At 59.3% G+C, this 26265-nt stretch carries 30 protein-coding genes and 2 pseudogenes; 10 read left to right on the forward strand and 22 right to left on the reverse strand.

Going from position 1 to position 26265, the window contains the following annotated elements:
- From VB716_RS14840 to VB716_RS14855, 4 genes are all read left to right on the forward strand, one after another.
- Positions 1–729 (forward strand): molybdopterin molybdotransferase MoeA (locus tag VB716_RS14840; RefSeq protein ID WP_323270877.1); only part of this gene is annotated, 729 nt, incomplete at its 5' end.
- A 118-nt stretch (positions 730–847) separates the two neighbouring features.
- Complete coding sequence (locus VB716_RS14845; RefSeq protein WP_323270878.1) at positions 848–3031, forward strand: HAD-IIB family hydrolase; 2184 nt, start codon at positions 848–850, stop codon at positions 3029–3031.
- A 65-nt stretch (positions 3032–3096) separates the two neighbouring features.
- Positions 3097–3957: an HAD family hydrolase gene (locus tag VB716_RS14850; RefSeq protein ID WP_323270879.1), complete on the forward strand. Its 861-nt coding sequence runs from the start codon at positions 3097–3099 to the stop codon at positions 3955–3957.
- 106 nt (positions 3958–4063) lie between these two features.
- Positions 4064–6019, forward strand: a complete 1956-nt coding sequence (locus tag VB716_RS14855) for an alpha-amylase family glycosyl hydrolase (protein WP_323270880.1) — start codon at positions 4064–4066, stop codon at positions 6017–6019.
- 111 nt (positions 6020–6130) lie between these two features.
- Here VB716_RS14855 and VB716_RS14860 read toward each other — a convergent pair whose 3' ends face one another.
- Genes VB716_RS14860 through VB716_RS14870 form a run of 3 tightly spaced genes read right to left on the reverse strand, consistent with a single transcriptional unit; the run spans position 6131 to position 7660 of the window.
- Positions 6131–6862: a sulfite exporter TauE/SafE family protein gene (locus VB716_RS14860; protein WP_323270881.1), complete on the reverse strand. Its 732-nt coding sequence runs from the start codon at positions 6860–6862 to the stop codon at positions 6131–6133.
- The gene (locus tag VB716_RS14865; RefSeq protein WP_416238124.1) at positions 6862–7380 is read right to left on the reverse strand and encodes a molybdenum cofactor biosynthesis protein MoaE; all 519 of its coding nucleotides are present in this window, start codon (positions 7378–7380) and stop codon (positions 6862–6864) included. The genes VB716_RS14860 and VB716_RS14865 overlap by 1 nt, the downstream gene beginning before the upstream one ends.
- Entirely contained in the window at positions 7373–7660 is a 288-nt protein-coding gene (locus tag VB716_RS14870) for a MoaD/ThiS family protein (protein ID WP_323270882.1), read from the reverse strand. The genes VB716_RS14865 and VB716_RS14870 overlap by 8 nt, the downstream gene beginning before the upstream one ends.
- 470 nt (positions 7661–8130) lie before the next feature.
- Between VB716_RS14870 and VB716_RS14875 the strand changes: the two genes are divergently transcribed.
- From VB716_RS14875 to VB716_RS14895, 5 genes are all read left to right on the forward strand, one after another.
- Positions 8131–8724, forward strand: coding sequence for a nucleoside deaminase (locus tag VB716_RS14875; RefSeq protein ID WP_323270883.1), 594 nt, complete (start codon positions 8131–8133; stop codon positions 8722–8724).
- Between the two features lie 251 nt (positions 8725–8975).
- A complete protein-coding gene (locus VB716_RS14880; protein WP_323270884.1) occupies positions 8976–9371 on the forward strand; it encodes a hypothetical protein in 396 nt (131 codons plus the stop codon).
- Between the two features lie 249 nt (positions 9372–9620).
- Positions 9621–10052: a nucleoside deaminase gene (locus VB716_RS14885; protein WP_323270885.1), complete on the forward strand. Its 432-nt coding sequence runs from the start codon at positions 9621–9623 to the stop codon at positions 10050–10052.
- 123 nt (positions 10053–10175) lie between these two features.
- The gene (moaB, locus tag VB716_RS14890; protein WP_323270886.1) at positions 10176–10721 is read left to right on the forward strand and encodes a molybdenum cofactor biosynthesis protein B; all 546 of its coding nucleotides are present in this window, start codon (positions 10176–10178) and stop codon (positions 10719–10721) included.
- Entirely contained in the window at positions 10718–12028 is a 1311-nt protein-coding gene (locus VB716_RS14895; RefSeq protein ID WP_197157717.1) for a diacylglycerol kinase family protein, read from the forward strand. Before moaB ends, VB716_RS14895 begins: the two co-directional genes overlap by 4 nt.
- Positions 12029–12602: 574 nt before the next feature.
- Here the strand turns inward: VB716_RS14895 and VB716_RS14900 are convergent.
- Positions 12603–13457, reverse strand: a complete 855-nt coding sequence (locus VB716_RS14900; protein ID WP_323270887.1) for an FMN-binding glutamate synthase family protein — start codon at positions 13455–13457, stop codon at positions 12603–12605.
- Between the two features lie 32 nt (positions 13458–13489).
- Positions 13490–13858: a CDGSH iron-sulfur domain-containing protein gene (locus VB716_RS14905; RefSeq protein ID WP_323270888.1), complete on the reverse strand. Its 369-nt coding sequence runs from the start codon at positions 13856–13858 to the stop codon at positions 13490–13492.
- Between the two features lie 552 nt (positions 13859–14410).
- Here VB716_RS14905 and VB716_RS14910 point away from each other — a divergent pair.
- Positions 14411–15413: pseudogene (locus tag VB716_RS14910) on the forward strand (IS5 family transposase).
- Between the two features lie 215 nt (positions 15414–15628).
- Here VB716_RS14910 and VB716_RS14915 read toward each other — a convergent pair.
- The 17 genes and pseudogenes from VB716_RS14915 to VB716_RS14990 all read right to left on the reverse strand — a co-directional run bounded on the left by VB716_RS14915 (position 15629) and on the right by VB716_RS14990 (position 26234).
- Positions 15629–16246 (reverse strand): DUF1214 domain-containing protein, encoded by a 618-nt coding sequence (locus VB716_RS14915; RefSeq protein ID WP_323270889.1) that lies wholly within the window; start codon positions 16244–16246, stop codon positions 15629–15631.
- Positions 16247–16297: 51 nt separating this feature from the next.
- Positions 16298–17149: a DUF1254 domain-containing protein gene (locus VB716_RS14920; RefSeq protein ID WP_323270890.1), complete on the reverse strand. Its 852-nt coding sequence runs from the start codon at positions 17147–17149 to the stop codon at positions 16298–16300.
- Positions 17150–17193: 44 nt separating this feature from the next.
- Positions 17194–18654, reverse strand: coding sequence for a DUF1254 domain-containing protein (locus tag VB716_RS14925; RefSeq protein ID WP_323270891.1), 1461 nt, complete (start codon positions 18652–18654; stop codon positions 17194–17196).
- A gap of 213 nt (positions 18655–18867) precedes the next feature.
- The gene (locus VB716_RS14930) at positions 18868–19203 is read right to left on the reverse strand and encodes a type II toxin-antitoxin system PemK/MazF family toxin (RefSeq protein WP_197171362.1); all 336 of its coding nucleotides are present in this window, start codon (positions 19201–19203) and stop codon (positions 18868–18870) included.
- Positions 19197–19439 carry an AbrB/MazE/SpoVT family DNA-binding domain-containing protein gene (locus VB716_RS14935; RefSeq protein WP_231598134.1) on the reverse strand — a complete coding sequence of 81 codons (243 nt, stop codon included), beginning with the start codon at positions 19437–19439 and terminating at the stop codon, positions 19197–19199. The genes VB716_RS14930 and VB716_RS14935 overlap by 7 nt, the downstream gene beginning before the upstream one ends.
- A 170-nt stretch (positions 19440–19609) precedes the next feature.
- On the reverse strand, positions 19610–19837 hold the full coding sequence (locus tag VB716_RS14940) for a type II toxin-antitoxin system HicA family toxin (RefSeq protein WP_197171382.1): 228 nt from the start codon (positions 19835–19837) through the stop codon (positions 19610–19612).
- Between the two features lie 2 nt (positions 19838–19839).
- On the reverse strand, positions 19840–20049 hold the full coding sequence (locus VB716_RS17510; RefSeq protein ID WP_416238125.1) for a type II toxin-antitoxin system HicB family antitoxin: 210 nt from the start codon (positions 20047–20049) through the stop codon (positions 19840–19842).
- 136 nt (positions 20050–20185) lie between these two features.
- Entirely contained in the window at positions 20186–20584 is a 399-nt protein-coding gene (locus VB716_RS14945) for a VOC family protein (RefSeq protein WP_323270892.1), read from the reverse strand.
- Positions 20584–20940: a DUF1801 domain-containing protein gene (locus tag VB716_RS14950; protein ID WP_323270893.1), complete on the reverse strand. Its 357-nt coding sequence runs from the start codon at positions 20938–20940 to the stop codon at positions 20584–20586. Before VB716_RS14950 ends, VB716_RS14945 begins: the two co-directional genes overlap by 1 nt.
- Positions 20941–21033: 93 nt before the next feature.
- A complete protein-coding gene (locus VB716_RS14955; protein ID WP_323270894.1) occupies positions 21034–21663 on the reverse strand; it encodes a hypothetical protein in 630 nt (209 codons plus the stop codon).
- A gap of 298 nt (positions 21664–21961) precedes the next feature.
- On the reverse strand, positions 21962–22525 hold the full coding sequence (locus tag VB716_RS14960) for a hypothetical protein (protein WP_322757881.1): 564 nt from the start codon (positions 22523–22525) through the stop codon (positions 21962–21964).
- A 205-nt stretch (positions 22526–22730) separates the two neighbouring features.
- Positions 22731–23219, reverse strand: coding sequence for a hypothetical protein (locus VB716_RS14965; RefSeq protein ID WP_323270895.1), 489 nt, complete (start codon positions 23217–23219; stop codon positions 22731–22733).
- A 182-nt stretch (positions 23220–23401) separates the two neighbouring features.
- A complete protein-coding gene (locus tag VB716_RS14970; RefSeq protein WP_322757879.1) occupies positions 23402–23911 on the reverse strand; it encodes a hypothetical protein in 510 nt (169 codons plus the stop codon).
- Positions 23912–24127: 216 nt separating this feature from the next.
- Positions 24128–24241, reverse strand: a pseudogene (locus VB716_RS14975) (tyrosine-type recombinase/integrase); the annotation flags it as partial.
- Between the two features lie 377 nt (positions 24242–24618).
- The gene (locus tag VB716_RS14980; protein ID WP_322757877.1) at positions 24619–25467 is read right to left on the reverse strand and encodes an endonuclease/exonuclease/phosphatase family protein; all 849 of its coding nucleotides are present in this window, start codon (positions 25465–25467) and stop codon (positions 24619–24621) included.
- Positions 25468–25625: 158 nt separating this feature from the next.
- On the reverse strand, positions 25626–25934 hold the full coding sequence (locus VB716_RS14985; RefSeq protein ID WP_197157703.1) for an addiction module antidote protein: 309 nt from the start codon (positions 25932–25934) through the stop codon (positions 25626–25628).
- Between the two features lie 9 nt (positions 25935–25943).
- On the reverse strand, positions 25944–26234 hold the full coding sequence (locus VB716_RS14990; RefSeq protein WP_197157702.1) for a type II toxin-antitoxin system RelE/ParE family toxin: 291 nt from the start codon (positions 26232–26234) through the stop codon (positions 25944–25946).
- Between the last annotated feature and the right edge of the window lie 31 nt (positions 26235–26265).

Here is a 26265-nt window from a genome sequence, read left to right on the forward strand (position 1 = left end):
GCCGTGGCGCCCCGGCCGCGGCTGGGTCTGCTGGTGAGCGGCGATGAACTGGTGCCGGCGGGAGCACCGCGCGGCCCCGGCCAGATCTGGGAGAGCAACGGCACCCTGCTGGCGTGCCTGAGCGAGCGGCTCGGCTACCCCCTGCTGGAGCGGCGGGTGGTGGGCGACGATCCGATCGCGCTGCGCCAGGCGCTGGCCGATCTGGCGGCCTGCTGCGACGTGGTGGTCAGCACCGGCGGGGTGTCCGCCGGCGACACCGACTGGATCCGGCCGCTGCTGGCGGAGCTTGGCTCGGTGGCCTTCTGGAAGCTGTTTCTCAAGCCGGGCCGGCCCTTTGCCTACGGGACACTGCAGCGTCCTGCCGGAGGCGGCAGTGTGCCGTTCTTCGGGCTGCCGGGCAATCCGGTGGCAGCGGCGATCACGGCGCTGCAGCTGCTCTGGCCGGCGCTGCAGCAGCTCGAGGGTGCTGAGCCGGATCCGTTGCCCCGCCTGCGGGTGCGCTTGGCGGGGCCGTTGAAGCGCGGCGCCGGACGCCCGGAACTGGCCCGGGCCCGCCTGACGGTGGGCCCCGCCGGCGAGCTTCTGGCGGTGGTGGAGGGCTCCCAGGCCTCCTCCCGCATCGGTTCGCTGCAGGGGGCCGATCTGTTGCTGGAGATCCCGGCGGAGCTCGGCAGCCTCACGGCCGGTCAGGAACTCTGGGCCCAGCTGCTGCGCTTGCCCCTGTTCTGAGGTCGTTCAGCGGGGTCAGACCCGTGATCGGCTGGTGGGCATTGGCGTGTGGACCTCACCTTGTGAAAGGCACCAGTCCTGAGCAGGCTGGCTTCAGGTCTTTGATGCGCTTGGCTCCATGGCCCTCCCCCCAGCCAGTGCCCCTGGCGGCACGCTGCAGGCCTCGGAGGTGCCCCAGGAGCCGCTCAGGATCCTGCTGATCAGCATCCATGGCCTGATCCGGGGCAGCCAGCTCGAACTCGGCCGGGATCCCGACACGGGCGGGCAGACCAAGTACGTGGTGGAGCTGGCCAAGGCCCTGGCCCGCAGCCCCTGGGTGGCGGGTGTGGATCTGGTCACCCGCCGGATCGAGGATCCCGCCGTCAGCGGCGACTATGCCGAGCCTCTGGAGCCGCTGGCAGACAAAGCGAGGATCGTGCGGATCGACGCGGGCCCGCCCGATTACCTCCGCAAGGAGGAACTCTGGGATCACCTCGACAGTTTTGCCGACCATCTCTTTACCTGGATCCAGAATCAGCCCGCCAGGCCCGATGTGCTGCACAGCCACTATGCGGATGCCGGTTACGTGGGCGTCAAACTTGCCCGTATGACGGGGCTGCCCCTGGTGCATACGGGCCACTCGCTGGGGCGTGACAAGTATCGACGCTTGATCTCCATGGGCCTCGCCCTTGAAAAGATCGAGGACGATTACAAGATCTCCAGGCGTATTGATGCCGAAGAGGAGGTGATCAACCAGGCGGCGCTCGTGATCACCAGCACGCGCAATGAAATCGAAGATCAGTATGAACTCTATGACTGTTACAACCCTGACAAGATGGTGGTCGTCCCGCCCGGCACAGACCTCCAGCAGTTTCATGTTGCTGATGGGTCTGATCCGCTTCAGGGCTCGGGTTTTCAGGACGGGCTTCAGGTTTCTCTGAAGGATCCGACCAAGCCCATGATTCTGGCGCTCTCCAGACCGGATCTGCGCAAGAACATCATCACGCTGCTGGAAGCCTACGGAGAGTCGAAGCCACTCCAGAGACTCGCCAATCTGGTGATCGTGGCCGGCAATCGTGATGACGTGCGGGATCTCGATGAAGGCCCCCAGGCGGTGTTCACCGAGTTGCTGATTGCCATGGATTCCTATGACCTCTATGGCCTGGCCGCCCTGCCCAAGCACCACAGCTCCGATGAGGTTCCCCTCATCTATCGCCTGGCAGCCAGCACCCGGGGTGTGTTCGTCAATCCTGCTCTGACAGAGCCCTTTGGCCTGACCCTGCTGGAGGCAGCCGCCAGTGGCCTGCCTTTGGTGGCCACGGAGAATGGTGGCCCGGTGGACATCATTGCCAACTGCCGCAATGGCCTGTTGGTGGATCCCCTCAACAAGGAGGCAATTGCCCAGGCCCTGATCACCATTCTTGAAGATGCCAACCAGTGGCAGACCTTCTCACGCAATGGAGTGCGCCATGTGGCCCAATTCTATTCCTGGGATGCCCATGCCGAGGCTTATCTCCATCAGCTCAACCAGCTGGTTCAGCAGCAGCGATCGCCCCTGGCCTCCTCGCGAATCCTCAGCGGCGACCGCCGGCGCACCAAGGCCATCTTCACCGCCATTGACAACACGTTGCTGGGGGATCGGGAAGGCCTGAGTCTGCTCAGCCAGTTGATCCGTGAGCGCCGCAAGGGCTGTCTGTTCGGGATTGCCACCGGGCGGCGTCTCGATTCCGTCCTGACGATCATTCGCGAGTATGATATCCCTGTGCCGGATATCTTGATCACCAGCCTAGGTACGGAAATTTACTATGCTCCCCACTGGCTACCCGATCTAGCCTGGGCCAAGCACATCAATCACCTCTGGACCCCCCAGGTGCTCAGGGCGACGCTGAAGGAGCTACCTGGTCTGCAGCCTCAGTCGAGAAAGGAACAAAGTCAATTTAAATATTCCTATCACTATGACAGTCAACATGCACCGTCTCTGGATCAGGTCAGGGCCATTCTCAGGCAGCAAGACCTATCGGTCAATGTGACTCTGTCATTTGGTCAGTATCTCGACTTTGTGCCTGTCCGGGCCTCCAAGGGGCAGGCCTTGCGATTCATCGCCCAGCGCTGGAATATCCCGTTGGATCGGATCCTGGCCACCGGGGGGTCCGGTGGCGATGAAGACATGCTGCGCGGCAACACCCTGGGGGTTGTTGTTGCTAACCGTCACCGGGAGGAACTGTCCATTCTGGGAGATACCGAGCATGTCTATCTCGCGGAGCAATCCCACGCCAGAGGGATCCTTGAGGCCCTTGAACACTATGACTTCTTCAATCTCTAGGCTTCTGCTGTTCGCGATCGCCCCGATCCTGCCCGCGATGTCCCCTCTGCTCCCGCAGGCTGTCCATGGCTGCTGACCCTCCGGCCCGGTTGTTGCTCTGCACGGATCTCGACCGCACCCTGATCCCCAATGGGCGGCAGCCTGAGTCGCCCGCAGCCAGAAGCCTGTTCGCCCGCCTGGTCCAGCGGCCCGAGGTGACTCTGGCCTATGTCAGCGGCCGCGATGCCGCCCTCGTGGCGGAGGCGATCGTGGACTATGCCCTCCCATCACCGGACTGGGTGGTGGCCGATGTGGGCACCACTCTCCTGGAGGTGGCTCCCGATGGCTGGCGGGCCCATCGCGGATGGCACCAGAGCATCGGGGTGGATTGGGCCGGTCGCACGGCCCAGGATCTCCACCAGTTGCTGGCGGATCTCTCCCCCCTGCAATTGCAGGAGCCCGCCAAGCAGAACACCTACAAGTTGAGCTACTACCTCCACCTGGATGTTGACGTTCCCAGCCTCTGCGCTGAAATCGAGCGGCGGCTGGAGCTTGAACAGCTGCGCGCCAGTCTGATCACCAGCATGGATGAGCAGGCTGAGATCGGCTTGCTGGATGTGTTGCCGCCTGCAGCCACCAAGTTGCATGCGGTGCGCTTTCTGATGGAACTGCTGGGTTTTGATTCCTCTGAGACCCTCTTCTGTGGGGACAGCGGCAATGATCTGCCGGTGATGATGAGTGACCTCCCTTCGGTTCTTGTGGCCAATGCAGATCCTGCGCTGATGGCCCAGCTAGGCTGTTCTGCGGGGGAGCGATCCGCTCGGGAGACTCTCTATCTGGCACAGGGCGGCTTCATGGGGATGAACGGCAACTACGCCGCCGGAATTGTGGAAGGAGTGCTTCACTTCCACCCGCAGTTATCGGGCTGGTTGGCCGAGCCTTGTTGAGTTCAGCCCCTTTGGCGTCGTCAGGTGCCGATGAAAACTGATTGGCCAGCTTGAATGCAACCGAACAGTGTGTTGACGATTCGTTTCTCTTGCCTGCACTCGAATCATGTATGAACAGGTCTCCCACTCGCTGCTCAATGCAATTCTTGATGACCTGAAACCTGAGATCCGACGTCAAGATCTCAGACACTTCTATACGCGCTTGGGTGCCAACTTTTATGCGATTTACTCGCTGTTCTTCCGTCTATATGGTCACAGGCCTGATTTCAAGCGCCAGATGCTGGGCTTGGTCGAAACGATGGCGGAAGGCTATATCAATCGTTCGCCCGAGCTGGAGGCGCTCGACATAGCCCGGGAGAAGGACCACAACTGGTTTCTCTCCCAGCAATGGGTCGGCATGGCCCTCTACACCAATGGCTTCGCCCGAAATCTGCGGGATCTGGCCGATAAGACTGAGTATTTCCAGGAGCTCGGCGTCAATATGATTCATGTGATGCCGATTCTGAAGTGTCCAATCGGCAAGAGTGACGGTGGCTATGCCGTGAGCGACTTCAGGCAGATCGATGACCGGGTCGGTGATCTGGAGGATCTTCAATATCTTGCCTCGGAGCTGCGTCAGCGCCAGATCCTGTTGGTGCTTGACATCGTGATGAATCACACTTCGGATGAGCATACCTGGGCTCGGAAGGCCGTCGCGGGAGATCCTGTCTATCAGGATTACTACTATATGTATGAGAGTCGCGATATCCCTGACCTTTTTGAGAGGTCAATGCCTGAAGTCTTTCCTGAGTCGTCGCCGGGCAACTTCACCTGGAATGAGGAGACCCAGCGCTGGGTCATGACGGTCTTCCACGATTATCAATGGGATCTCAATTACAGCAATCCTGAAGTCTTCATTGAAATGCTGGGAGTGGTGCTGTTCTGGGCCAACAATGGTGTTGACATCATGCGGTTGGATGCGGTGGCATTCCTGTGGAAGGAAATCGGCACCGACTGTCAGAACGAGCGTAATGCCCATCTTCTGCTCCAGCTGATGAAGGACTGCTGCCAGGCCACGGCCCCGGGAGTGTTATTCATTGCTGAGGCGATTGTCGCCCCTGTCGAGGTGATTAAATATTTCGGCGAAGATGCGATCAGCGCCAAGGAGTGTGAGATTGCTTACAATGCCACCTTCATGGCCCTGCTCTGGGATGCGGTGGCGACCCAGAACGCCAGGCTGCTCACCCGGGGGCTCAGGAGTCTTCCCAATAAGCTGGATCGTGCCACCTGGCTCAACTATCTGCGTTGTCACGACGACATCGGCTTCGGTTTTGATGACCAGGATGTGTTGGCTGTCGGTTATCAGCCCAGGTCCCATCGGCGGTTTCTGACCGACTTCTTCTGTGGTGAGTTTGAGGGATCTCCCTCCCGGGGACTTCCATTCATGCGCAATGAAGTCACGGGGGATGCTCGCATCTGTGGCTCCCTGGCCTCCCTTGCGGGTCTGGAGAAGGCGATGCAGGAAGAGAATCCGGTGGCAATCAATATCGCGATCAGTCGAATTCTGATGCTGCACAGCCTGATCTTTTCGTTCGGTGGTATTCCCTTGCTCTACAACGGTGATGCCCTTGGCCTGCTGAATGACTATAGCTATCAACAGGATCCAGCCAAGGTCTCAGACAACCGCTGGGTGCATCGGCCAAGCATTGATTGGCAGCATGCCGAGCGGCGTCATCAGAGCGGCACAGTGGAGAATCGGCTGTTCACGGCGTTACGGCGGATGATCGCCATCCGTAAGTCGCTGGATGCCTTTGCCGATTTCAACAACCGAGAGTTGTTGGATACGGGTAACGAGCATCTGCTCTGCTTCTTGCGTTCCTATCAGCAGCGTCCTTCCGAGCAGGTCTTGGTGGTGGCTAACTTCCATTCCACTCCGCAGGCTCTCCCTGTTGATGTGCTGCGGCGGCGCGGGCTCGATTTCACGGCTCCGCTGATTGATGTGTTCACCGGTCGCAGGCCCCACCAGATCGAGGAGAATATCCTGCTGCAGAGCTATCAATTTTACTGGCTGAAGAAGGTCTGACATCCACTGCTCCAACACCCGCAGGGGCCACATCCAGGCGGCTTCCTGCCTCGGTTCGCTCCAGGGGGCCGTTCCGGACGTCTGGGCCCAGCAGCGTGACCCTCCGTTGGCTCAGTCTCCCAGCAGCAGACGCACTCCCGCCAGGCTCAGCACCAGAGCAAGGCAGCGCCGGATGATCGGAACCGGCAGAACTCGGCTGCCCAAGGCGGCGCCGCAGCCGCCGAGGAGCACCACCACCGGGATCAGCGGCCAGGCTTCCGCCGGCACGCTTCTGCCGGTGGAGATCAGGCCTGCCAGCCCGGCCAGGGAGTTCACCAGGATGAAGATAACGGCCACGGCCGCTGTCTCGCGAGTGCGACTCCAGCCCGCCAGCAGCATCAGCGGACTGAGGAAGACGCCCCCTCCCGTTCCGGTCAGCCCGGCCAGGAACCCCAGGGAACCGCCCACGGACACCAGCGTCGCCGGGCCGGGTGGCTGTACCTGCTCCGGATCCTGGGGTCTCTGCAAAAACCGCAGGGCCGAACCCAGCAGAATCACCCCCACCAGGCTCTGGAACACCCGCTTCGGCAGGGCCAGGCTGCCCCCCAGGAAAGCCCCAGGGATCGAGAGCAGCACCAGCGGCCAGAAGCGTCGCCAGCGCAGGTGGCCCGCCTGGATGAACTGCCAGCTCCCCAGCGCTGCCACAACCACGTTGAGCAGCAGGGCGGTGGGGCGGATCGTCTCCGGATCGGTGCCGAACAAGCTAAGGGCGGCGATGTATCCGGAGGCCCCTGCGTGGCCCACGCTGGCGTAGAGGAAGGCCACCAGGCCGAGGGTGAGCCACAGCCCTGGTTGGGCCTCCATCACGGCTGTTCCCGCTGGGGCTCTGCCGTGCCGGAACGCTCCCTCTCCGTTACCGGTGTGTTGCCCTCCACCCACCGACCGTTGCCGTCCACCCCCACCTCCTTCTTCCAGAACGGGGCCTCGTGCTTGAGCGCCTCCAGCAGTTCCTGGCAGCACCGTTGGGCAGGGCCGCGTCGATCAGCGGCCACCGCCACCAGCACGATCGCCTCGCCGGGGCGCACCTTCCCCACCCGATGGCGGACCAGAACCGCCAGCACCCCATGGCGGACGGCGGCCTCGGCGGCGAGTCGCTCCAACTGGGCGTCGGTCATGCCGGGGTAATGCTCCAGTTCCAGCGCCGCCAGCGCTTCACCGGCTGCACTCCAGCCCCGCACCCGACCGATGAAGTGGGTCACTGCCGGAGCTTCACTGCCGTCGCTCCAGGACCCCAGCGCCTCGAAGGGATCGAAGGGCCCGGCCTCCAGGGCGATCGCAAGGGTCGCTGTGACCTTTCGCGGTGCTGGGCTGGGATCAGCCACCGGTGATTGGCGGCAGAAAGGCCACCTCATCGCCGGGGGCCAGGCTCTGGGTGGGATCGGCGAACTGCTGGTTCACCGCCACCCGCACCCCGGCGGGCCAGGGACCGAGTCCGAGCCGCTGCCAGACCTCGGCAGCGGTGGGGGCTTCCGCCAGTTCGCTGCCACCGCCCGCTTCCGGATCCAGGAGTGCCAGGCTCCGCTGCCCCCAGCCGGCCTTTTCGCGCAAGCGCGCGAACAGCCGCACGTTGAGGGGAGGCGGGGTGGCAGGCTTGGGTGCCATGGTTCCAGGCGATGCTGGCGCCATGTTGAATCAGATCAGCCAGCTTTGTTGAGGTTCAGGACTTTCCCTCCATACAGAGCGGAAACGGGTAGCCAGTCGTTAGCTGTTGATTGGATGCACTGGTGGCTTGCTCTTTTGAGCTCTGGATCAGCAGCAAGGATCTTCAGAAAGCCCACAGCAAAGCTGGCCAGCACCTCCCGCTTTATCTGGCACCTTGTTACGTTTGACAAAGCACAATCTTCTTCAAGACTTGCACGACTAGCCTGTGATTTAAGGAGGTTTTGGCATTATTCTTCGTCGCTTTAATGATTGACAGCTTAGGGTTTTTCTCGGACCGGCATTTGTAGTCTTGCGTTTGTCTGCCTTGCGTTTGTCAGTGCGATCCCGTTTGGTCGAGATTAAGTCGCGAGCCAGGCTGGTGACACCTGCAGGGTTGGCTTGGCCATGCTGTTGCTTTTGTGATTCAAGCCATGACGTCTCCAGACATTGAAAGCGTCGAATACAAGAAGCGGTTTCTTCACGAGGCCACCCGCTTGGCGATCGAAGCCGTTGAGAAAGGATGGGGTGGACCCTTTGGCGCGGTGATTGTCAAGGATGGCGAGATTATCGGCCGAGGTCAGAATCGCGTGCTGCTCACTGGAATCCCGGTCTATCACGCGGAGGTCACGGCAATTATTGATGCCTGCTCCAGGATCAACTCCAAGGCGCTTCTGGGTTCCGATGTCTACGAAGGCAATCTGAAAATGATTCCACGTCCAGACGGATCTCCCGATCCAGTGCCGGAGAGGGCTCAGATGCTGAAGGGCTGTGATCTCTATGTCAATGGAGCGCCCTGTCCGATGTGCATGAGCGCCATCTATTGGGCTCGGATCGATCGCTTGTACTTCGGCACCCGGCTGGAGGACACAAGCATGATTGGATTCGATGATGAGTTCCAGTACATCGACTTCCAGCTTCCCTGGGAGCAGCGCAAGGCGATTCAGTGTTTTCCGGATTTTGAGCGGGACTTTGCCCTCCAGGCCTGCCAAGCCTGGATCAACAAGCAGGATCGCCACCCCTATTGAAAATCGTATGGCTCCATGGCTGATTCTGTGACGCTGATTGCAGCAGGCCTGGTGCGGCTTGGCATGAGTGAAGCCTTGGCGACCTGGCATGCTCGACAGGTGGAGGCCTTGCCCAGGCAGAGTGGCTTCTCAGCACCGACCTGATATCTTCCCGCTCCGAGGTGATGGAAGGGTCTGGACCATTCTGAGTACCTTTCAGTCCAAAGAGAGTCTCAAGGCCTGGCAAAGTTCCAGCATCTGCCAGGAGTTGCTTGCTGATGCCGCCTTCTGAACTGATTCGAGTTTCCACCTCTTTTCCCGGCTGGGTGCCTGTCGATCCAATCTCTGGACAGGGACCACCGGACTGGAAGACGGCGATACTCATTCTATTTGAACTTTACCCAATCGTGAGACTGGCACTGAAGCTGTTCAATCCTTTTTTTACCTTGCTTCAGATCCATGGTGCCTTGGTCACCTCTATCGGCAATGCGATCAGTGTGGCGCTCACCAGTTGTCTGAAGATGCCCTTCTTTGTTCAGGAGTTTGATTGGTGGTTGTTTCACAGCACCGCTTCCCGCCGAGCCTTGACTCGGCGAGGCGTTCGCTGGATCTGCCCTTCTGAACGTGGCTTGATCTTTCTGGGATTTGATCTGTTCTTCTGCTGCTGAACCTGGGATCTCATAGCCCTGCAACAGCGCTGTCGTGCTGTCAAGGCTCAGCCTGAGGGCCCTGATAATTCGTCCTTGCCAGCATGAGCTGAGTCGTATCCAATTCTGTCGTTGTTCAAGAAGAATTTCGGACGAGGCCAGGGGCGGAAATCTTCTTCAGTTTGTAGGCGAATCTACGCGGGTGCCTGCACTGGTAACCTGATCTCCGCAACCGTAGACAGTGATTTCATGCGCCAAGCGATCTAGCTGATGCGGGAAGCCGGAGTTGTGAACAAAACCGGCGGACCCTTCGGCTGCGTGATCGTCAAGGATGGCCAGGTGATCGGCGCTGCCGGCAACAGTGTCATGCGGGATCATGATCCCTCCGCCCATGCCGAGGTGAATGCGATTCGGCAGGCCTGCAAGACTCTGCAGACCGTGGATCTCACGGGAGCAGTGATGTACACAAGCTGCGAATGTTGCCCGATGTGCTACGCCACTGCCTTCTGGGCCAGGATCTCGAAGATCTACTTCGCTGCCGGTTGGCAGGATTACGCCGATCTCTTCGATGATGCCAACATCGGCGATGATCTTGCCTTGCCCTATCCAGAGCGTCGTCTCGCTCCGCAGCAGATCCTCCAGCAGGAGGCTGCCGTGGTGTGGGACGAGTTCCGGCAGCTGCCTGATGGTGCGCGGTACTGAAACTCGCCGTTGAGGCTCACCTGCAGCGTCGGCGTCCTTCGAGACCTTTCGGCGGAGTCGACCAACTCCGCAGCCCACCTGCAGGATCTGCCTACGATCCAACTCCTGCCTGTCCCGATCGTGGTGAGCCTCGCCATTGCCCTGCTCACGGTCTCCGACAGCCGCACCCTGGCGGACGACCCCAGTGGCGAGGCCCTGCGTCAGCGTCTTGAAGCCGCCGGCCATCGCCTGGTGGCGCGCCGACTGGTGCCTGACAACCGCTATCGCATCCGCGCTGAGGTGAGCGGCTGGATCGCCGATCCGGCGGTGCAGGTGGTGATCAGCAGCGGCGGCACAGGCCTCACCGGCCGCGACGGCACACCGGAGGCGGTGGCGCCGTTGCTCGATAAGACGATGGAGGGCTTCGGCGAGCTGTTCCGGGTGCTCTCCTTCGAGATCATCGGCACCAGCAGCCTCCAGAGCCGCTGCCTGGCGGGGGTGGCGAACGGCACGGTGCTGTTTGTGTTGCCGGGCTCCCTCGATGCGGTGACCACCGCCTGGGATCGCCTGATCGCCGCCCAGCTTGATGGCGCCACCCGGCCCTGCAACCTGGTGCAGCTGTTGCCCAGGCTTACGGAACCGGTGGATCACCCGGCCGTGCGGCCGTCCGCTGGCGCAACGCCGGGATGAGCGTTCCGCCTGGGCTTGTGCTGCTTGCCTCCCCGGCACGCCGGGACGCTCTGCTCGCTTGGGTGCGTCGGCACCGGGCCCTGCTGGCCCCCTTTGCCCTGCGCCTCACCGCCGACCTGGCGGAGCCGCTGCAGCTCGAGGTTTCCACCGCCGACCTCCGCCTGGAGATGGCCGGCACGCTGGAGGCCGGCGGCGACATCAGCCTGGCCGCGGCGGTGCTGGCCCAGGAGGTGATGGCCGTGGTGGCGTTCCTGGATCCGGCGGCGCCCGTGGGTTCGCCGCCGGAGCTGCCGATGCTGCTGCGGGCCTGTCAGGTGCGTGATGTGCCGCTGCTGCTGAACGAGGCCAGCGCCACCCTGGCCCTGCGGGGCCTGTCGCGGGGCCGCCTGGCCACCCTGATCTTCAATCCGGTGGCCGGGCAGCGCGATCCGAACCAGGATCTGGCCCAGATCCGCTCGATCCTCGAGCCGCAGCTGCAGGTGCATGTCTGCTTCACCCAGCCGGATCTCGATCCAGCTGAGCAGGCCCGGGCGCTGCTGGGTCCGCTGCGGGCCCGTCAGGCCCGGCGGCCGGATTCGGCCCTGATGATCGCCTGCGGCGGGGATGGCACCGTGTCCGCCGTGGCCGGAGCCCTGCTGGACAGTGGCCTGCCTCTGGGGGTGATCCCCCGCGGCACCGCCAATGCCTTCGCCGGAGCCCTGGGCATCCCCACCGATCTGCCCGGAGCCTGTCGCACGGTGCTGGCGGGGCACATCCAGCGCATGGATGCGGCCCTCTGCAACGACACGCCGATGGTGCTGCTGGCGGGGGTGGGGTTCGAGGCCGGCATGGTGGACCGGGCCACGCGCGAACTCAAGAACCGGTTGGGGCCGTTGGCCTATGTGCTGGCCGGCGCCCAGCAGCTGGTGAACCAGCAGCCCTTCCAGGCCCACCTGGAGATCGACGGCAAGGCCATCAGCCTGCAGGCTTCCGCCATCACCGTGGCCAACGCCGCCCCCGGCACCTCGGTGTTGGCCCAGGGCTTCGGGAGGGTGATTGCGGACGACGGCCTGCTGGAGGTGACGATCGCCACCTCCACGGACCGGCTGCAGGGCCTGCAGGCCCTGGCCAGCCTGGCGGCCTCCGCGGTGGTGCAGACCCCGGCCCAGCACGGTGACCTGCTCTGCCTGCGCGCCCGCCGCATCACCATCGCCACGGCAACACCCCAGAAGCTGGTGGTGGACGGCGAGATGCTTGAGGGCGACCGCTTCTGCTTCGAGTGCTTGCCGGGGAGCCTGCGGGTGCTGGCCCCCTGGCCTCTGCCGTAGCGGATGCGTGTTGGGTCCGTCTCTGGAGCTGTGTTCCGCGCGGGCGATGTTGCGCCCGTGTGCTTCCCCGCTGAAAGCCATGGCATGCACCGCAGGCTGCATGATGCGTCCAACCTGGCCCGGCAGCTGTCTCTGGACCATCACGGGGCTGTCGATGTCAGCAATCACCCTCCAAAATCCCTGAGGCCAGCAGGAAGGAAACGGATCGAGGAAGCTGTTTTCACCGGCGAAATGCCCTGGTAAAACAATCAAAGATACGCTGGAGTTGTCTGGGTATTGAATCATCAAGGAAATAGGATGAGGAAGTGCGCCCTCAATGTCCAATCCGCGTCCACTTCGGGCTTCGCATGGATGGATTGATGTGCTTCGGTTGGTGACTGGCGACAATGATCTTGCCCAGGGCGTAGATCGTCTCGCTTGGCCGGTCTTCCAGCGGATTGTCCGGTCCATCCGCTCTTTGGCTGTCCGATCCCGTGGGACAGGTCCGCGTGATCGGCGGGGGCGTTTGCCGTGCTCCTGCCAGCTGGTCGAGCAATCGGCATTGAGCTTGCTCTTCTCGCACGACTCGATGTGCTCAGTGCTGCAGGACTCCGCAGCCACGATCAGCTCGTCCGGCCGCCGGTCTCATGGTTGCGTCGGTGCCGCCGCTCCGCTCCCGGCGATGCCGGCTTATGCGGTTCAGGTGGTCGTGGCCGCAGGCCCGCGCCATCACCTGCATCAGCGCCACCGTGGCCCGGAAGAAACGATCCAGGCGCTGGCCGGCAGGCTCCACCTGCAGACGGCGGCGCAGCTCGGGATCCTGGGTGGCCACTCCCGTGGGGCAGCGGTGGGTGTGGCAGATCCTGGAGCCCACGCAGCCGATCACCTGGATCGCGGCACTGGCCAGCGCGATCCCATCGGCCCCCAGGGCCGGGGCCTTGATGCAGTCGGCCGGTTGTCCTTCGGGAATGCCGCGGACCCTGGCGATGTGGGCGGTGACCTTGGCGCCGGGCAGATGACCGCCCGCGCCGGTCTTGGCCGCTTGGGCGGCCTTGAAGTGAAAGGCCTGCACCCGGGGTAGGAGGTCTTCGCGGTAGCCGAACATCGCCGGCGCGAGTTCGTAGAGGTAGCGGTGGTTGGCGGCCTGCTCCTCGCTCAGCATTCCCCCTTCGCCGGAGCAGATCCCAGTGCCGGCCCGCTCCGCCCCCGTGGCCAGGGCCCGCTTGGCCTCCTCGGAGAGGGTCCCGAAGCTCATGTCCGACACCAGCAGGGGGATCTCCAGCCTCAGTGGCCGCCGGGCCCGGGGACCGATCACCAGCTCCGTGCCTACCGGGGCGGATTCGGCCAGGGGCCGCCGTGCCAGCTGGGCCGTGAGGATCTGGATGTCATCCCAGAGGGGAAGCTGGGAGCGGGGCAGCCCCATGGACACCACCGGCCCCAGGGCGCCCACCCGCGCAAGGCCGTGCTCGGCCAGCTCGTGGATCAGCTCCAGGTTGGGCTCCTCCTCCGTGGCCTGGCCTGGGTCGTCCTGCCGACGGGGGAACCACCACTTTCCGGCTTCTCGTTATCACCGTCTTCGTCAACAGCAAAGGTGGTGCCCACCCGGTCGGCGGGAACACGGGCATGGGTGCCATCGCAATAGGGAGGCGTGGCGGTCTGCTTGCAGCGGCAGAGCAGGGCCCTGCCGTTGGTCCCGGCAACGAAGGCCAGGGGTGTGAAGCCGCTGCCCTGATGGGATCCGTCGCAGAACGGCTGATCCGAGGATCGGCCGCAAGCGCAGTAGAAGTACTTCGTTCCTTCCTCCAGGCTGACGGTGATGGGCGTACTGGCGGCAATCGTCGGCGCTGTCATCACACGTTCAGCGGAGAGCACAGGGCGTGGAGGCCCTCCCTCGGTCTGAGTACCCAGGCGGCTCAGCTATATGTTCCTGGAGGTGCGCCAAGATCACTATGTAAAAGGCAGGCCGGATTGTCAACAGGCGTCTGTGCGAAATGATAATGCCTCAGGCTCAAGATCAGCGGCAGGCAACATGCCTGTGGGTTGCGCAGGCATGTTGAACTCCCATCCGCTGAATCTTGAGGCCAGCTTGCCGTTCTAACTTGAAGGGCTATTCTGCAACTACGAGAGCAAAATTTGACCACCGGAATATCCCACCATTGGGGGGTCTGTGAAGTTGACATCTTCAGGGCCATGCATCAAATCTTTCTGACCGCGAATGCCAACGAACCAAAATGGCTCTGCCATCGTATAAGGGCACATGCGCTGCCGTGTTCGTGAACTTGCAGGTTGCTTGCTCCTTAAAGGTCTGTGCACTGGCGCTACCCGTAACTGCTAGGGAGACTCTGGAAAACCCCGCCACCCTGCGCGACAATGGCCTTGTGATCGGTGACGTGGACAGGCTTGATGGACGCCAAGCAGTTCGGTTTTGGTGATTACGAGCAGTCCACGGCCAAAAAGCGTACCCGGCGAGAGCGATTTCTGGCTGAGATGGAGGCGGTTGTTCCCTGGAAAGCACTGATCGATCTGATCGAACCCCACTACCCCAGGACCAGCAGCAAGGGCGGTCGGCCGCCCTATCCGTTGGAAACCATGCTGCGGATTCATCTGCTGCAGCAGTGGTATGACCTGAGCGATCCGGCGATGGAGGATGCGCTGCTTGAGGTGGCGACCATGCGCCGCTTTGCCGGTATCGCCCTGATCACCGACCGGATCCCGGATGAGGCCACGATCCTGGCGTTCCGGCATCTACTGGAGGAGAAGGATCTGGGCGCGCAGATCTTTGAAGCCGTGAAGGCCCACCTCAAGGCCAATGGCATGGTTATGAAGCAGGGCACGATCATCGATGCGACCATCATCGCGGCACCAAGCTCCACAAAGAATGAGAAGCGGGAGAGGGATCCTGAGATGCACCAGACCTGCAAGGGCAAGCAATGGCACTTTGGGATGTAGCCGTAGGCCCGCGAAGCGGTAGGTCCACATCGGGGTGGACAGCGAGAGCGGCCTCATCCACTCGGTGGAAACGACCGCCGCCAATGTGCATGACCTCACTCCCGCCGCTGAACTCCTGCACGGTGAAGAGACAGTGGTCTATGCAGATGCCGGGTACCAGGGTATTGAGAAGCGACCCGAGATGGAAGGCAGGGGTATCGGCTTCCGTACTGCCATGCGTCCAGGCAAGCGTCGCGCGTTACCGGATACACCCGAGGGGAGGGTGGATGACCTGATCGAGACGGCAAAGGCTCACTTCCGCGCCAAGGTGGAGCATCCGTTCCGCGTGAGCAAGCGCCAGTTCGGCTTTCAAAAGACCCGGCTGCGTGGAATGCTCAAGAACCGCTGGAAGGTGAATGTGCTGGCCGGCCTCTCAAACCTATTTATGGCGCGCCATGAGTTGCAATGCAAGACATGACTGGGGGAGTGGTGTGCCCATTTGGGGCAGGCACCACCCCAAATGGGCAAGATTCAGCGTCCACGAAGGTGAATTCAGGCTGATCAACAACCGATCCACCCTCAAATTGTTCATCCTGAACAATGCGCGGCTCCAGGCCCTTTTCAGAGGGGCGTTATCCAGAGGTTCCTTAGCTGTCCGATAGAATCGATCTGCTCAAGATATGGAAGGGAGACTCATGTAACTGGTTCGAAATCACCTGGCATCCAGGTCTTGTTGAACCAGGGTTCCAGCGGGCCGTATAGGCGCAGCAGCACGTTGTAGCCCTTTCCAGGCATGGTCTGGATCCAGTTGCCTTCATGTCCTCTTGGCGCCTTCGGGCCAAACCACATCGTGTAAGAACCATCGGTATTAGCCTTTACGGACGGGTTGTTGCTGTCCAGGCCACCAGTCTTCTGATCGGTCTCGAGTACCGAACGAGTCTGGTTGTCGTAGACCATGAAGGACCAGAAGTCCTTGGCGGGCACGGGACCCGGGAGGGTGACCTTGTAGGTCTTGCCGCCATCGAGGTAGTTGCCTTTCGAATCGTGCGCTCCAATCGCGTAGACAGAACCGGTGCCGACCGCCGGCTTGGCCATGGCCGGGGTGATGCCGGTCGCGTAGTAGTGGAACATGATCCGATCGTCCAGGACCAGTTCGCCGTTGTTCATGAACTCGTGGCTGCCACCCGTGAAGCTTGAATACCAACGGCTCTTGCCTGGATAGAAGTAGGCACTCTCGTCGCGGGGTCGGAACGTGATCGATCGGGCCGTTGCATTGCCGATGGCCACGCCCTCGGTGAGGATCTTCTTCATGCGGGCGTCCGGCGCGAAGGGCTTGCCTTTCTTGATTCCGACCGCGGCGAACTAGCCGACGACTTCAGGATTGAAGGCATCGGCCGGCTCATACTGGACGACCGCGTTCAACTCCGCCCAGTAGTCGTAGTCGTTCGCGTGGATGGTGTTGATCTTCGCACCCGAAGCATTGACCACCCTTCCCTTGGGCGGGTTGTTCAACTTGGAGAGGGGATAGATGCGGAACTGCGTTCTGAGCCCCAGCGTAGCTGCTTCCAGGTCGCCGTCCTGGACCAGCGCGCGCAGGAACAGGAAGTTGCGGTAGGTGGGGGTCTTCACGACGCGATAGCCGTCGGGAAGCTGACCCTTGTAGTCCGGACCGATAAAGACATACTTACCGCCCTTGCCCTGGTTCGGCCCGGTGACCCCGAGGTCCGTGACCCAGCGGAAGAAGGCATCATCCACAGCACCGACCAGACGCCCGGCAGGCACCTCCACGATGACCGGTTCATCCTTCACGTTGATCTCGGCAAACGCATAGGGCGTAGTTGTCTGGGGCGTTAGGAGCAGGCTTCGCGCGTCGTAGAGGTTTTCCCACAGCACCAGATCGCCCGGTTTCGCGCCTGCCTGCTTCAGACCTTCCAGCATGGCGTAAACGGAGGTGGCCGGAATGCCGTTGAGAAACGCGTCGACGGCGCGAGACAGATCGATGTAGTCGTAGGTCTTCCTGACCGTGGCCTCGCTGGGCATGCCGTCCCTGAACGTGAGCTCGCCGAGAAGTTCGGTCTGCACCTTGTCTGGTGTGATCAGGCTCGAAGGCACATCGGCCTTGTACTTGGGCTCGGCCCTGGCGGCCGAGGCGAGCAGCATGGTCGCGCATGCCGCAGCGGCGATGCGGGCCGAGAGAAAGTGGCTTGTCTTCATGTCAGAGTCCTGTTTCGTTCCTGATTGAGCATCACGCGGCAGTCCTACTTCACGAGCTCGAAATCGCCCGGCTTCCAGGTCTTGTCGAACCAGGGCTGGAGCGGGCCATAGAGGCGCAGCAGGGTGTTCCAGCCCTTGCCCGGCATGGTCTGGACCCAGTTGCCTTCCTTGCCTTTCGGTGCCTTGGGGCCGAACCAGATGGTGTAGGAGCCGTCGTCGTTCGCCACCAGGCCGCGGCTGTTGCTGTCGAGGCCAGCGGACTTCTGGTCAGTCTCGAGCATCGACCGGCTCTGGTTGTCGTAGACCATGAACGACCAGAAGTCCTTCATCGGGATCGGTGCGGGCAGCGTGATCCTGTAGGTCTTGCCGCCATCGAGATAGTCGCCGTTGGCGTCCCGTTCGGCATAGGCATAAACCGATCCTTTCCCGACCACCGGCTGCGCCATCGCGGGCGTGATCCCAGTGGCGTAGTAATGGAACAGGACACGGGAATCGAGCATCCGTTCGCCGTTGTCGTAAAACTCGGAACTACCGCCGATGAAGTTGGTCTTCCACTGACGGTCCGGGTAGTAGAAGCCGCGCCTGTCGCGCTGGGCGAAAACGATTGCCCGCGCGGTGGCGTTGCCGACCGCGACCGCGTCGGTAAGGATCGCGCGCATCCTGTCATCGGGCGCGAAGGGCTGGCCCTTCTTGATGCCGATGGAAGCCAGCGTGCCGACCAGTTCAGCCGGCAAGGCATCGCCCGGTTCCTTCTGGATGACGGCGTTGAGCTCTTCGTAGAACTCGAAATTGTTGGCGTGGACCGTGTTGAACTTCAGCCCGGACAGGTTGACGAACTTTGTTTTTGGCGGGTTGTCACGCTGCGCCCACGGGTAGACCCGCATCGTGTCCTTGACCTGTTGCACGCCCGCCGCAAGATCGCGGTTCATGATCCGGGTCAACTGCCAGACCGTATAGGTGGGCGAACGGACGATGAAATAGCCCTCGTTGGGCAACTCGCCCTTGTATCCCGGGGGAACCAGTATGTATTTGCCCCCCTTCCCCTGGTCAGGGCCGGTTACGCCCACGTCAACGACGTGCCGGAAATAGGCGTCGTCCAGCGGTCCGAGCAGGCCGGGCGACGCTTCCAGAACGATCGGACCGTTTTTCAGGTCAAAGCAGAGGGTGACATAGGAGGTTGTCGTCTGGGCCGTCAGAAAAACCGACCTGGCGTCCATGAGCGTTTCGAAAATGCCAACCGTCTGATCGTCGACCCCGGCTCCTTTCTTCAGGCCGTTGCACATCGCATAGATTGATGCCTCTGGCATGCCGTCAAGAAAGGCTTGGACGCCCCGCATGAAATCCAGGTTGTCGTACACGGTCTTCACGGTCGCATCGTCCGGTGCGCCATCCTTGAAGCGCAAGGTCCCGAGCCGGGTCTTGACGCTGTCCGGCGTAAGAATCGACCCGGGAACGTCTGCCTTGTACTTAGGCTCCTCCGCTGAAACCGCGACAGATGGGGACATCAACAGCAGGGCACTGGACGCGATACTTAACAGGGTTCTACTGACGTTCACGGTTTTGCTTTCTCCTTGATTGTCGGTGTGCATACTCTGGCACAGGAAAGACAGCTAACGCTGGCCATCACCGGCCCGCAGAAAGCTTCTGGTTCGGGATCTCGTTGGGCTTTGGGAAATTGAAGGTGGCGGGTCAGGTGCATGGCTGTGTTAGCCAGGCATCTACACAGCGAACATCGCCTGAAGAACACTCAGCAGTTCATTCAGCGTAGTCTCCGACAGACTCCCCAACCGCTTGACTAGACGGTCTCTGTCTACAGCTCTCAGCTGATCAGCCACAACATGGCCGTCCTTGCCATCAAACCTGCAACGCACACGAAATGGGTATGGATGGCCGCCAGTTGTGAGCGGCGCAACAATGAAAGTGCGAAGGTGAGCATTAAGCTCGTCCGGCGACACTACGGCACAAGGCCTCGTCTTCCTGATTTCAGATCCTCGCGTGGGATTCAACGCGACAAGGAAGATATCGCCTCTTGAGACGTGTTCTTCAGTCACCATGACCACTCTTCGTCATCAAACTGGGTGGCGCTCATTTCATCCAGAAGTCCCTCTGGCTCCAAAGACGATGCCGCCTCTGCCCAGCCAGCCCTCGGATGAGCGGATGGCCTGATGGTCAGAACCCCTGGAGCCGCTTCGATCTCGACTTCGTCAGCGAGCCCCGCAACCTCAAGCAGTGGCTTGGCGAGGCGGATCCCTCTCGAGTTGCCGATTTTGACCAGCTTCGCTCGCACCACGACTACACCCAGCACACGTGCTCACATTGTAGCCACGGTGGCGACTTCCGCGCATCCCCCTGCTCTGTCTAACCGCTGCCCCTGAGTGGCAGGCTGGGAGCCTGCGGTGTCGAAGAAGATAGTTTGCGGAGGCCTGTCCACTCGAGGGGCTGGTTGGCCGGCCTCTTCGCTCAAGAAAGCAGCTCCTCTAGTTCATCTCTGGTTTGCTCAGTATCACGAAGGATTTTGGAAAGCAACCCAGGTCCCAGCGTTTCACCAGAATGAACAGGGACTACAGTCGTTCGCCCGTCGGGATGTCGCAGAAAATGATGACTCCCCTTTATTCGCAGAACTTCAAAGCCAATCCTTCGAAGGGCCAGGATGAGCGCCTTGCCTGTGACGGCGGAGTAAGTTGACACGTCTAGACGGTCACTCGCTGAACACCAATGAAGTCAAGTTGTTCAACTATTCCGTCCTGAACCTCTAGGCAGAGCTCAATAGCTTCTCTGATCCGGCCCATCAACTCATCAAGAGACTTAGCCTGTGTGTGGCACCCGGCTAGAGCGGGCACGCTCGCAACATAAAAGCCCTCTGAGTCTCTCTCAACCACCACATCGAACTGCTTTGCCATGGGAGTCACCTGCGTCCACTCACGATAGCCCCGCCACAGCCTGTCGGTAGCTCTTCACTGGGACCGGCCAACGTCAGCGTTCCACCACTACGCGCCACTTGTGGCGCGTAGTGGTGGAACGCCTTGTTCGGCTTCTTCATTCCTTGTAGTACTGCTTGAACTCGGCTGCCGGCTCCCGATCCGAGTAGATATACAGGGTGACTCCGTTCGGGTCGAGAACTGCAAATCCACGATCACCCCACGGGTGATCTTCAAGAGGCATAATGGGGGTAAGACCTGCCGCGGTCAGGCGGCCGTGCTCAGCATCCACGTCGTCCACACAGAAGTTGTACATCAGACCTGCCGGATTGCAGGCGGGAGGCCCAGGCTCTCGCGGCGCGATGAACTGTAGTTCTGATGTATCCTTCCCGAACTGAAGGTTCACGTACCACCCGCAGTCAAAGGTGACCTTGGCGTTGAAGTGCTTGACGTAGAAATCCCGTGATTCCTCAACTTTCTCGGTTGCGATACACGCGGACAGTGTGTTTGCGATCATTAATCTATCTCCTTCAGTTCGTATGATTGCGCAATGTATGAACCTATATTCTTCTCTTTCAAGTCCTCAAGACAGCGGATCTTTATGTGGCGCATGGTGTGACCCTTGCCTTCGAGGACATTGTCTGTGTCATCAAGCTCAACCCCTCGGTCGAATATCACCGAGATGTACTTCTTGTATGGCATGATTCCGACAAAGGCACAATCACCTTTGAAATAGCAGAGAGCATTCCATTTGACATCTTCTCGGATGTCGCGGGAGAGGTCGAGCGCACTGTTGGCCAGACGTGAAATGATGGCCTCTTCCTTTTCGGTAAGCCCCATCATGAATGCGTCCACTTTGTCGTTAGTCTTCATTCTTCTCCTGCCGAACGCTCGCCATCACCTGGCCGCAGAGAGGCGGTGGAGTATACAAGGATCATTCGGTGGCGGCTCAGGTGAATGGCGGTGTTAGGTCTCATTGGTTAGAGCTCTCTTGAGCTCTGTCAAAACCTGATGAGATGACTCTAGTAGCTCTAGACTGACGACGGGATCGGCACCATGAATTATGGAATTACGGAGGGTGATCAGATTTCTGATGCGAGTATAGAGGTCTTTGGAGATCAGCTCGTTGCGAGCGAGGATTTCCGCAAGCCTGGCATTAGATGGTCGTCGTGCCTGCTTGAATGAAGAGGGTGTGATCTCAAGGTTGGCCGAAAGACCATACTCGGTAAGCAGTGACTCAATCTCATTGTAGTTTCTGAGAAAGTCTTCTAGACTGCCCTTGTTTTGCCTGGCATAAGTTGGGTCGACCGTGCTTTGAAGAGCCTTGCTTGCCGCTTCTATCCTTCTGGGCGAGATTACGTCGAATATGAAGTATGCAATTGTCACCAGGCTCGTCGCGAATAAGCTTTGACCTGAATTAATGACTATGGCACCCAATGCGGACCGGCTGCTGGACGCCATTGATATCGCCAGATTCGACAATGCAATAGTTGCTAGTACCAGGATGGTTATGAATGCAAGTAACTTGAAATACCTTGCCTTTAGGCTCTCAACGGCATCCACAAGGGTATCGTCCTCCTGCTCTTCACGACTCAACTCATTACGAAAGAAGATAAACCCTGTCAAGGTTAGACCATAAATACCTGCAAGCACTTGAGCAGAAGTTGAGAACAAGTATAGAATCTGATTTTCGTTGAGCCTAAATAGGCTAGATAGTGTCCCCCAAGTGCTCGTCGCGCAAGACAAGAAAAGCCCTAATCCAAAGAAGGCCAGCATCAGCGTTCTTGGTTGTACTCGAATTCTCATGCAGACCTAACGCTGCCCCTGAGTGGCAGGCAAGGCATGTACAACGCACGCTAGGTTTTGGTGGTGGCCTGTCCACTCGAGGGGCTTGTTATGTGACACGCTCAAACGGAGCAGACAGTCTGGTCGCAAGGTCTTCTCCTAGGCTTGGGAATGAACTCATTATTTGACCGCGTGTAATCTTTGAAATTACTGGCTCGTAGGCGCGCAGAACCTTGATCGCATCTGGGTTATGTGATAAAAGCTCTTGGGCCAGTTCTGCAGCATCTGCATAGCATTGTAAACCGGGATTGAATTGCACCCCAAACGAATTCCTTACATACCTACCTGAGAATAAGGTTGCTAGCCCTTCTTCCAAAGTATTGGCTGAGCGGCCGCCCTGTGGAGACAGAAGGTGCACGCATTCATGAGCTAACTGATAGCAAGCACTGGGCCAATCACCAATCGCACTTGTGCTGAGTTGTATTGCAATATAGCCGCAATTGCCTGGATACCAGATCTGTGGTCCACTTTCTTGAAACTCAATACCAAGAATAGTGTATGACTTATCACGTTCGCCAAACTCGTCCTCGGCCATTCGAAGCATTTCTCCAAGCCTTGTAGTAAGTGTCCATGAGAAGCCGCCTTCAATTGGTGTTGCAATAAATTCATTCATTTGGGGAACCTCGTCACATAACGCTGCCCCTTAGTCGCAGGCAGTGAGCCTAGGGTGGCATAGCAGACAGTTTGCGGTGGCCTGTCCACTCGAGGGGCTTGTTATGTGGAGTCTGGGGCTGCATGACCAAGCTCTTCTGCCAGCCTTCTTTGAGAGGAGGACAGTGCAGGCCAGATGAGACGCACTCTACTGGGTTCCATATCCCTCAAGTCATCTCTGTACTTCTGCCTCTGCAAGCTGACTTTGAAAAATGAAGGAGAATGATCAATCTTGTTCTTTTGAAGGCGCCAAAGAACGACAAAGCCTGCTTAGGGGTTAAACACTTATTCTCAGCATAGTAATCCAGAGCATTATGCAGTATCTCGTTGTTCTCGGCTTCCGCAAGCCTCTCTAGGGCCTTGATGCAGGAGTCGAGACGCATCTGCTGTGTCAGTCGATCAAGCTTTTTCTTGGCCTGTTGCCCAGAGAGTCTGAGGCCATCTTCAAAAACAGATAGTCCAAACTTCAATATGCACTGGGAGCCAACCCATAAGACTTCTTTCGTAAGAGCATTCCGGATCATGAAATGGTACCGGAGTTGTTCTTGCTCGCACAGCTGGCATGTTTCAACTGGTTTTTCGTGATCTCTAATCTCATCGGTAAATGTCCATTCCTCAAACGCCTCAGGCAGTGACTCCGCCACCGAAAGAGGCAATATGTTCTCCCTCACTCGTTGTGGGTAGCTTCGTGGCTTGGTCATTCGTTTAGATCCACATAACGCTGCCCTTGTGTGGCAGGCAAAGACTCTAGTGATCAGAAAGGAATTGGTGGCGGCCTGTCCACTCCAAGGACTTGTTAGGCCACCACTATTCACTCTCAGTTGTTAGAACATTGTGATCAAGTCCCGGACTCCCGGGAGGATGAACGGCGCTCGGAAGGCAACTCTCGTTGCTGCTCTTGGCGAAACGCTTCTTTTAGCTCGCGTATCCCATGAGCAATCGGAGGAAGCTTGAATTCTCCAGTATAGACATTTGCCTCCACGCCTGATAGAATTACAGCCATTACTAGCGCTGTCAGGCAAGCCCCTACGACCTTGGTTCCAAGCTTAAGCGGGCTTTGCTTGGATATAGTCAAAAACTCCAGATCTAACTCATGCGATAGATTTGCGAGCCATAACGTGGTTACCTCTCTAGAAAGTGGAGCGAGCAAGTCCCCTTTTGCAAGTGCAATAGCCTCGTCAAGTGGTACATCCTTGGATTCGATTGAAGTAAGGCATGCGACGTACGCGGCTCGGAAGTAATAGAGAAAATATCCAAGCTCAAAAGCATTAACGGGTTCACCTTCTTCAGCCTCTTCAAACACTATCTCAACAGTCTCTTGATAGTTAAGGATTGAACCGGAAGACATGATTGGGGAAATGGACTGGGGTTCTTGATGCTATAGTAAGCCTAACGCTTATTGGATGGTTTCTGAGAACCACAGCCGAACAGACTCGGCAGTCCGTGAACCACGGCAACCTGGTCGATCGGATGCGGCACAAAGCAAGCAGCAATGCATGGTCTCGGCAGCCATGGTCCATCCATTGCATTGGTTAACGGGTCCGTGAACCACCTGTAGCGTCAGCTACAGGAGATCGGCGGGGCTGCGGACGCCCAGGGGATCACGATTCAGCACGTGGGTGTAAATCATTGTGGTGCTCACGTTGTGATGGCCCAGCAGTTCCTGGATCGTTCGGATGTGCCCGGCTCCAGAAGGCCCGGCCACCTTCCAGCAGCCGGGCCTCAGCCTCAGGCTCAGCAGACCGGCACGGTGCAGCCCGGCGCCCCCTTCAGCTTCCGAGCGAAGGCAAAGGCTTTCTCGGCCGGGATGAAGCGCATGCGCTTGACTGGCCGCAGATTCAACGCCGGAGCTGATGGCGGTGCTTGATGTGCTGGAGCCGGTAGGGGGGCTACTAGCGGAGGAACGCGACAAATCCCTGCTGAGGATCAAGAACAGCGGGGAAAGGATTTGGCTTGCAATGCTCGGCTGCAGCCACTCTCTCCCAACGCATCTTGAAGTTAGACATATTGAATGAAAGTTCATTGCCATTGCGCTGCTGACAACCGGGTTAGCGGTCAATAAGCGAGTCTGACGCTCAACGCACTATGGTCGCTCTCACCCTCTGGGCGACGAACGTCATGCCTGTAGGTACAGTCGATTACTTTGAAGTGCGATGAGACGAACGCGTGGTCAAACCACCGCTCAGGGTGTGATACTGACCTCGTCATGTAAGAGGCTTCCATCGCACCGTCATCGTGCTTCGCCCAATAGGCATGGCGGAGACCATGCGATTCATCCTTGTCGAAGAACCACACAACCGCATCATCCCATCGTCCTAGAGGATGTTCATCCGTGCTGCCTTGATCGCCCTTGCGCGACCATAGTTTGTCTCGATCAGCCTCCCAAGTCTGCTCCCTTGTCCACCCCCAACTACGAATAGGTAGTACGCCAGGAAAGAACTGAGGCTCGTTGAAGTCGCCTGTGACAATAAGCGGGCCGGGAGAGATCGTTTCAATGACACGCCGAAGCGCTTCTAGTGTGTAAATCTTGGCCCAGCCATTGTTGGATCCGTTCGGCGCATGGACGGTCAGGACGTCTACCGGCTCACCAGAGGCAATAGCAACCCGAGCGTGGCCAATGAGACTGGGGAATGGAGGAGGGTCGGATAGGCGGAGAGCGATTCGCTCCATCGGCCACTTACTCGCGATCAGATTTCCGTATGTTTTACCGGCATTGGTAGGATCGCCAGTGTGAATGCTTTGAAAGCCAAGGTCAGCAAGTCGTTGAATAAATTCCGCTGCGTGATGATGTTTCACCTCCTGCAACGTCAAGAGATCGGAATCCAGGCGACCATCGGCGATAAATGCATCGAGAACTTTTGCTGTCCGACCATTTACGTTCCACGTGAGCAGGGGGATGTTCATGTCTAGAATTCAGAGAGTCCCTCTGCGATGAGAAGGATAGTCACAAGGCCGAGATGGTGACAACATCCTGCTTCGCCTAACGCTGTCCCTGAGTGGCAGGCAAGAAGAATGAAGATTCAGCTGATTCCTTTTGGTGGCCTGTCCACTCGAGGGGCTGGTTAGACAGCCATTTTCGCATTGTCAGTAGCGCTGACATGTAGTTGCAAGCCTAGTGCCGAGATAACCTTCAATACCGTGGCTAATTCTGGATTTCCTGAAGAGGATAGGGACTTGTACAGACTCTCCCTGCCTAGACCCGCCTCACGTGCGATTTGGCTCATCCCTTTGGCCCTAGCAATATCGCCAAGAGCAGCGGCTACAAGCTGAGGATCTCCATCTTGAAGCGCAGCTTCCAAATAAGCCGCGACATCATCGGCAGTGGTTAGGTGTGCGGCCGGGTCCCAGATAGTCGTGATTGTTTTTGTCATTGAAGTCTCCTAGAGGTTGCGAGCAAGATGCTTAGCGAGACGAATATCCTGATCTTGAGAGCTCTTGTCCCCGCCTGCAAGAAGGATGACGATGGCCTCTCCTTGCATTGTCAGATAGATCCGATAGCCGGGGCCGTAATGGATTCTTAGCTCTGATACGCCCTCTCCTACAGGGCGAACGTCGCCTGGGTTGCCCAAGGAGAGACGCCTGATGCGAATGTCGATACGAGCTTTGGCTGTCCGGTCACGCAGGGAAGAAAACCACGTGGCATAGGCAGACGTCTCCCGGATCTCGAGCATGCTCCCACTGTATCCCAGGAGATACGAGGGG

Origin of the sequence: Synechococcus sp. CCY9201, from assembly GCF_034931105.1 — a bacterium.
Taxonomy (GTDB): Bacteria; Cyanobacteriota; Cyanobacteriia; order PCC-6307; family Cyanobiaceae; genus CBW1002.

Bases quoted from the DNA above. Each gene is read 5' to 3' on its own strand.
- VB716_RS14845 (WP_323270878.1), top strand. From the start codon at position 848: ATGGCCCTCCCCCCAGCCAGTGCCCCTGGCGGCACGCTGCAGGCCTCG.
- VB716_RS14850 (WP_323270879.1), top strand. From the start codon at position 3,097: ATGGCTGCTGACCCTCCGGCCCGGTTGTTGCTCTGCACGGATCTCGAC.
- VB716_RS14855 (WP_323270880.1), top strand. From the start codon at position 4,064: ATGTATGAACAGGTCTCCCACTCGCTGCTCAATGCAATTCTTGATGAC.
- VB716_RS14860 (WP_323270881.1), bottom strand. From the start codon at position 6,862: ATGGAGGCCCAACCAGGGCTGTGGCTCACCCTCGGCCTGGTGGCCTTC.
- VB716_RS14870 (WP_323270882.1), bottom strand. From the start codon at position 7,660: ATGGCACCCAAGCCTGCCACCCCGCCTCCCCTCAACGTGCGGCTGTTC.
- VB716_RS14875 (WP_323270883.1), top strand. From the start codon at position 8,131: ATGACGTCTCCAGACATTGAAAGCGTCGAATACAAGAAGCGGTTTCTT.
- VB716_RS14885 (WP_323270885.1), top strand. From the start codon at position 9,621: ATGCGGGAAGCCGGAGTTGTGAACAAAACCGGCGGACCCTTCGGCTGC.
- VB716_RS14895 (WP_197157717.1), top strand. From the start codon at position 10,718: ATGAGCGTTCCGCCTGGGCTTGTGCTGCTTGCCTCCCCGGCACGCCGG.
- VB716_RS14905 (WP_323270888.1), bottom strand. From the start codon at position 13,858: ATGACAGCGCCGACGATTGCCGCCAGTACGCCCATCACCGTCAGCCTG.
- VB716_RS14915 (WP_323270889.1), bottom strand. From the start codon at position 16,246: ATGAAGAAGATCCTCACCGAGGGCGTGGCCATCGGCAATGCAACGGCC.
- VB716_RS14920 (WP_323270890.1), bottom strand. From the start codon at position 17,149: ATGAAGACAAGCCACTTTCTCTCGGCCCGCATCGCCGCTGCGGCATGC.
- VB716_RS14925 (WP_323270891.1), bottom strand. From the start codon at position 18,654: ATGTCCCCATCTGTCGCGGTTTCAGCGGAGGAGCCTAAGTACAAGGCA.
- VB716_RS14930 (WP_197171362.1), bottom strand. From the start codon at position 19,203: ATGGTGACTGAAGAACACGTCTCAAGAGGCGATATCTTCCTTGTCGCG.
- VB716_RS17510 (WP_416238125.1), bottom strand. From the start codon at position 20,049: ATGGCAAAGCAGTTCGATGTGGTGGTTGAGAGAGACTCAGAGGGCTTT.
- VB716_RS14945 (WP_323270892.1), bottom strand. From the start codon at position 20,584: ATGATCGCAAACACACTGTCCGCGTGTATCGCAACCGAGAAAGTTGAG.
- VB716_RS14950 (WP_323270893.1), bottom strand. From the start codon at position 20,940: ATGAAGACTAACGACAAAGTGGACGCATTCATGATGGGGCTTACCGAA.
- VB716_RS14960 (WP_322757881.1), bottom strand. From the start codon at position 22,525: ATGAATGAATTTATTGCAACACCAATTGAAGGCGGCTTCTCATGGACA.
- VB716_RS14970 (WP_322757879.1), bottom strand. From the start codon at position 23,911: ATGTCTTCCGGTTCAATCCTTAACTATCAAGAGACTGTTGAGATAGTG.
- VB716_RS14980 (WP_322757877.1), bottom strand. From the start codon at position 25,467: ATGAACATCCCCCTGCTCACGTGGAACGTAAATGGTCGGACAGCAAAA.
- VB716_RS14985 (WP_197157703.1), bottom strand. From the start codon at position 25,934: ATGACAAAAACAATCACGACTATCTGGGACCCGGCCGCACACCTAACC.
- VB716_RS14990 (WP_197157702.1), bottom strand. From the start codon at position 26,234: ATGCTCGAGATCCGGGAGACGTCTGCCTATGCCACGTGGTTTTCTTCC.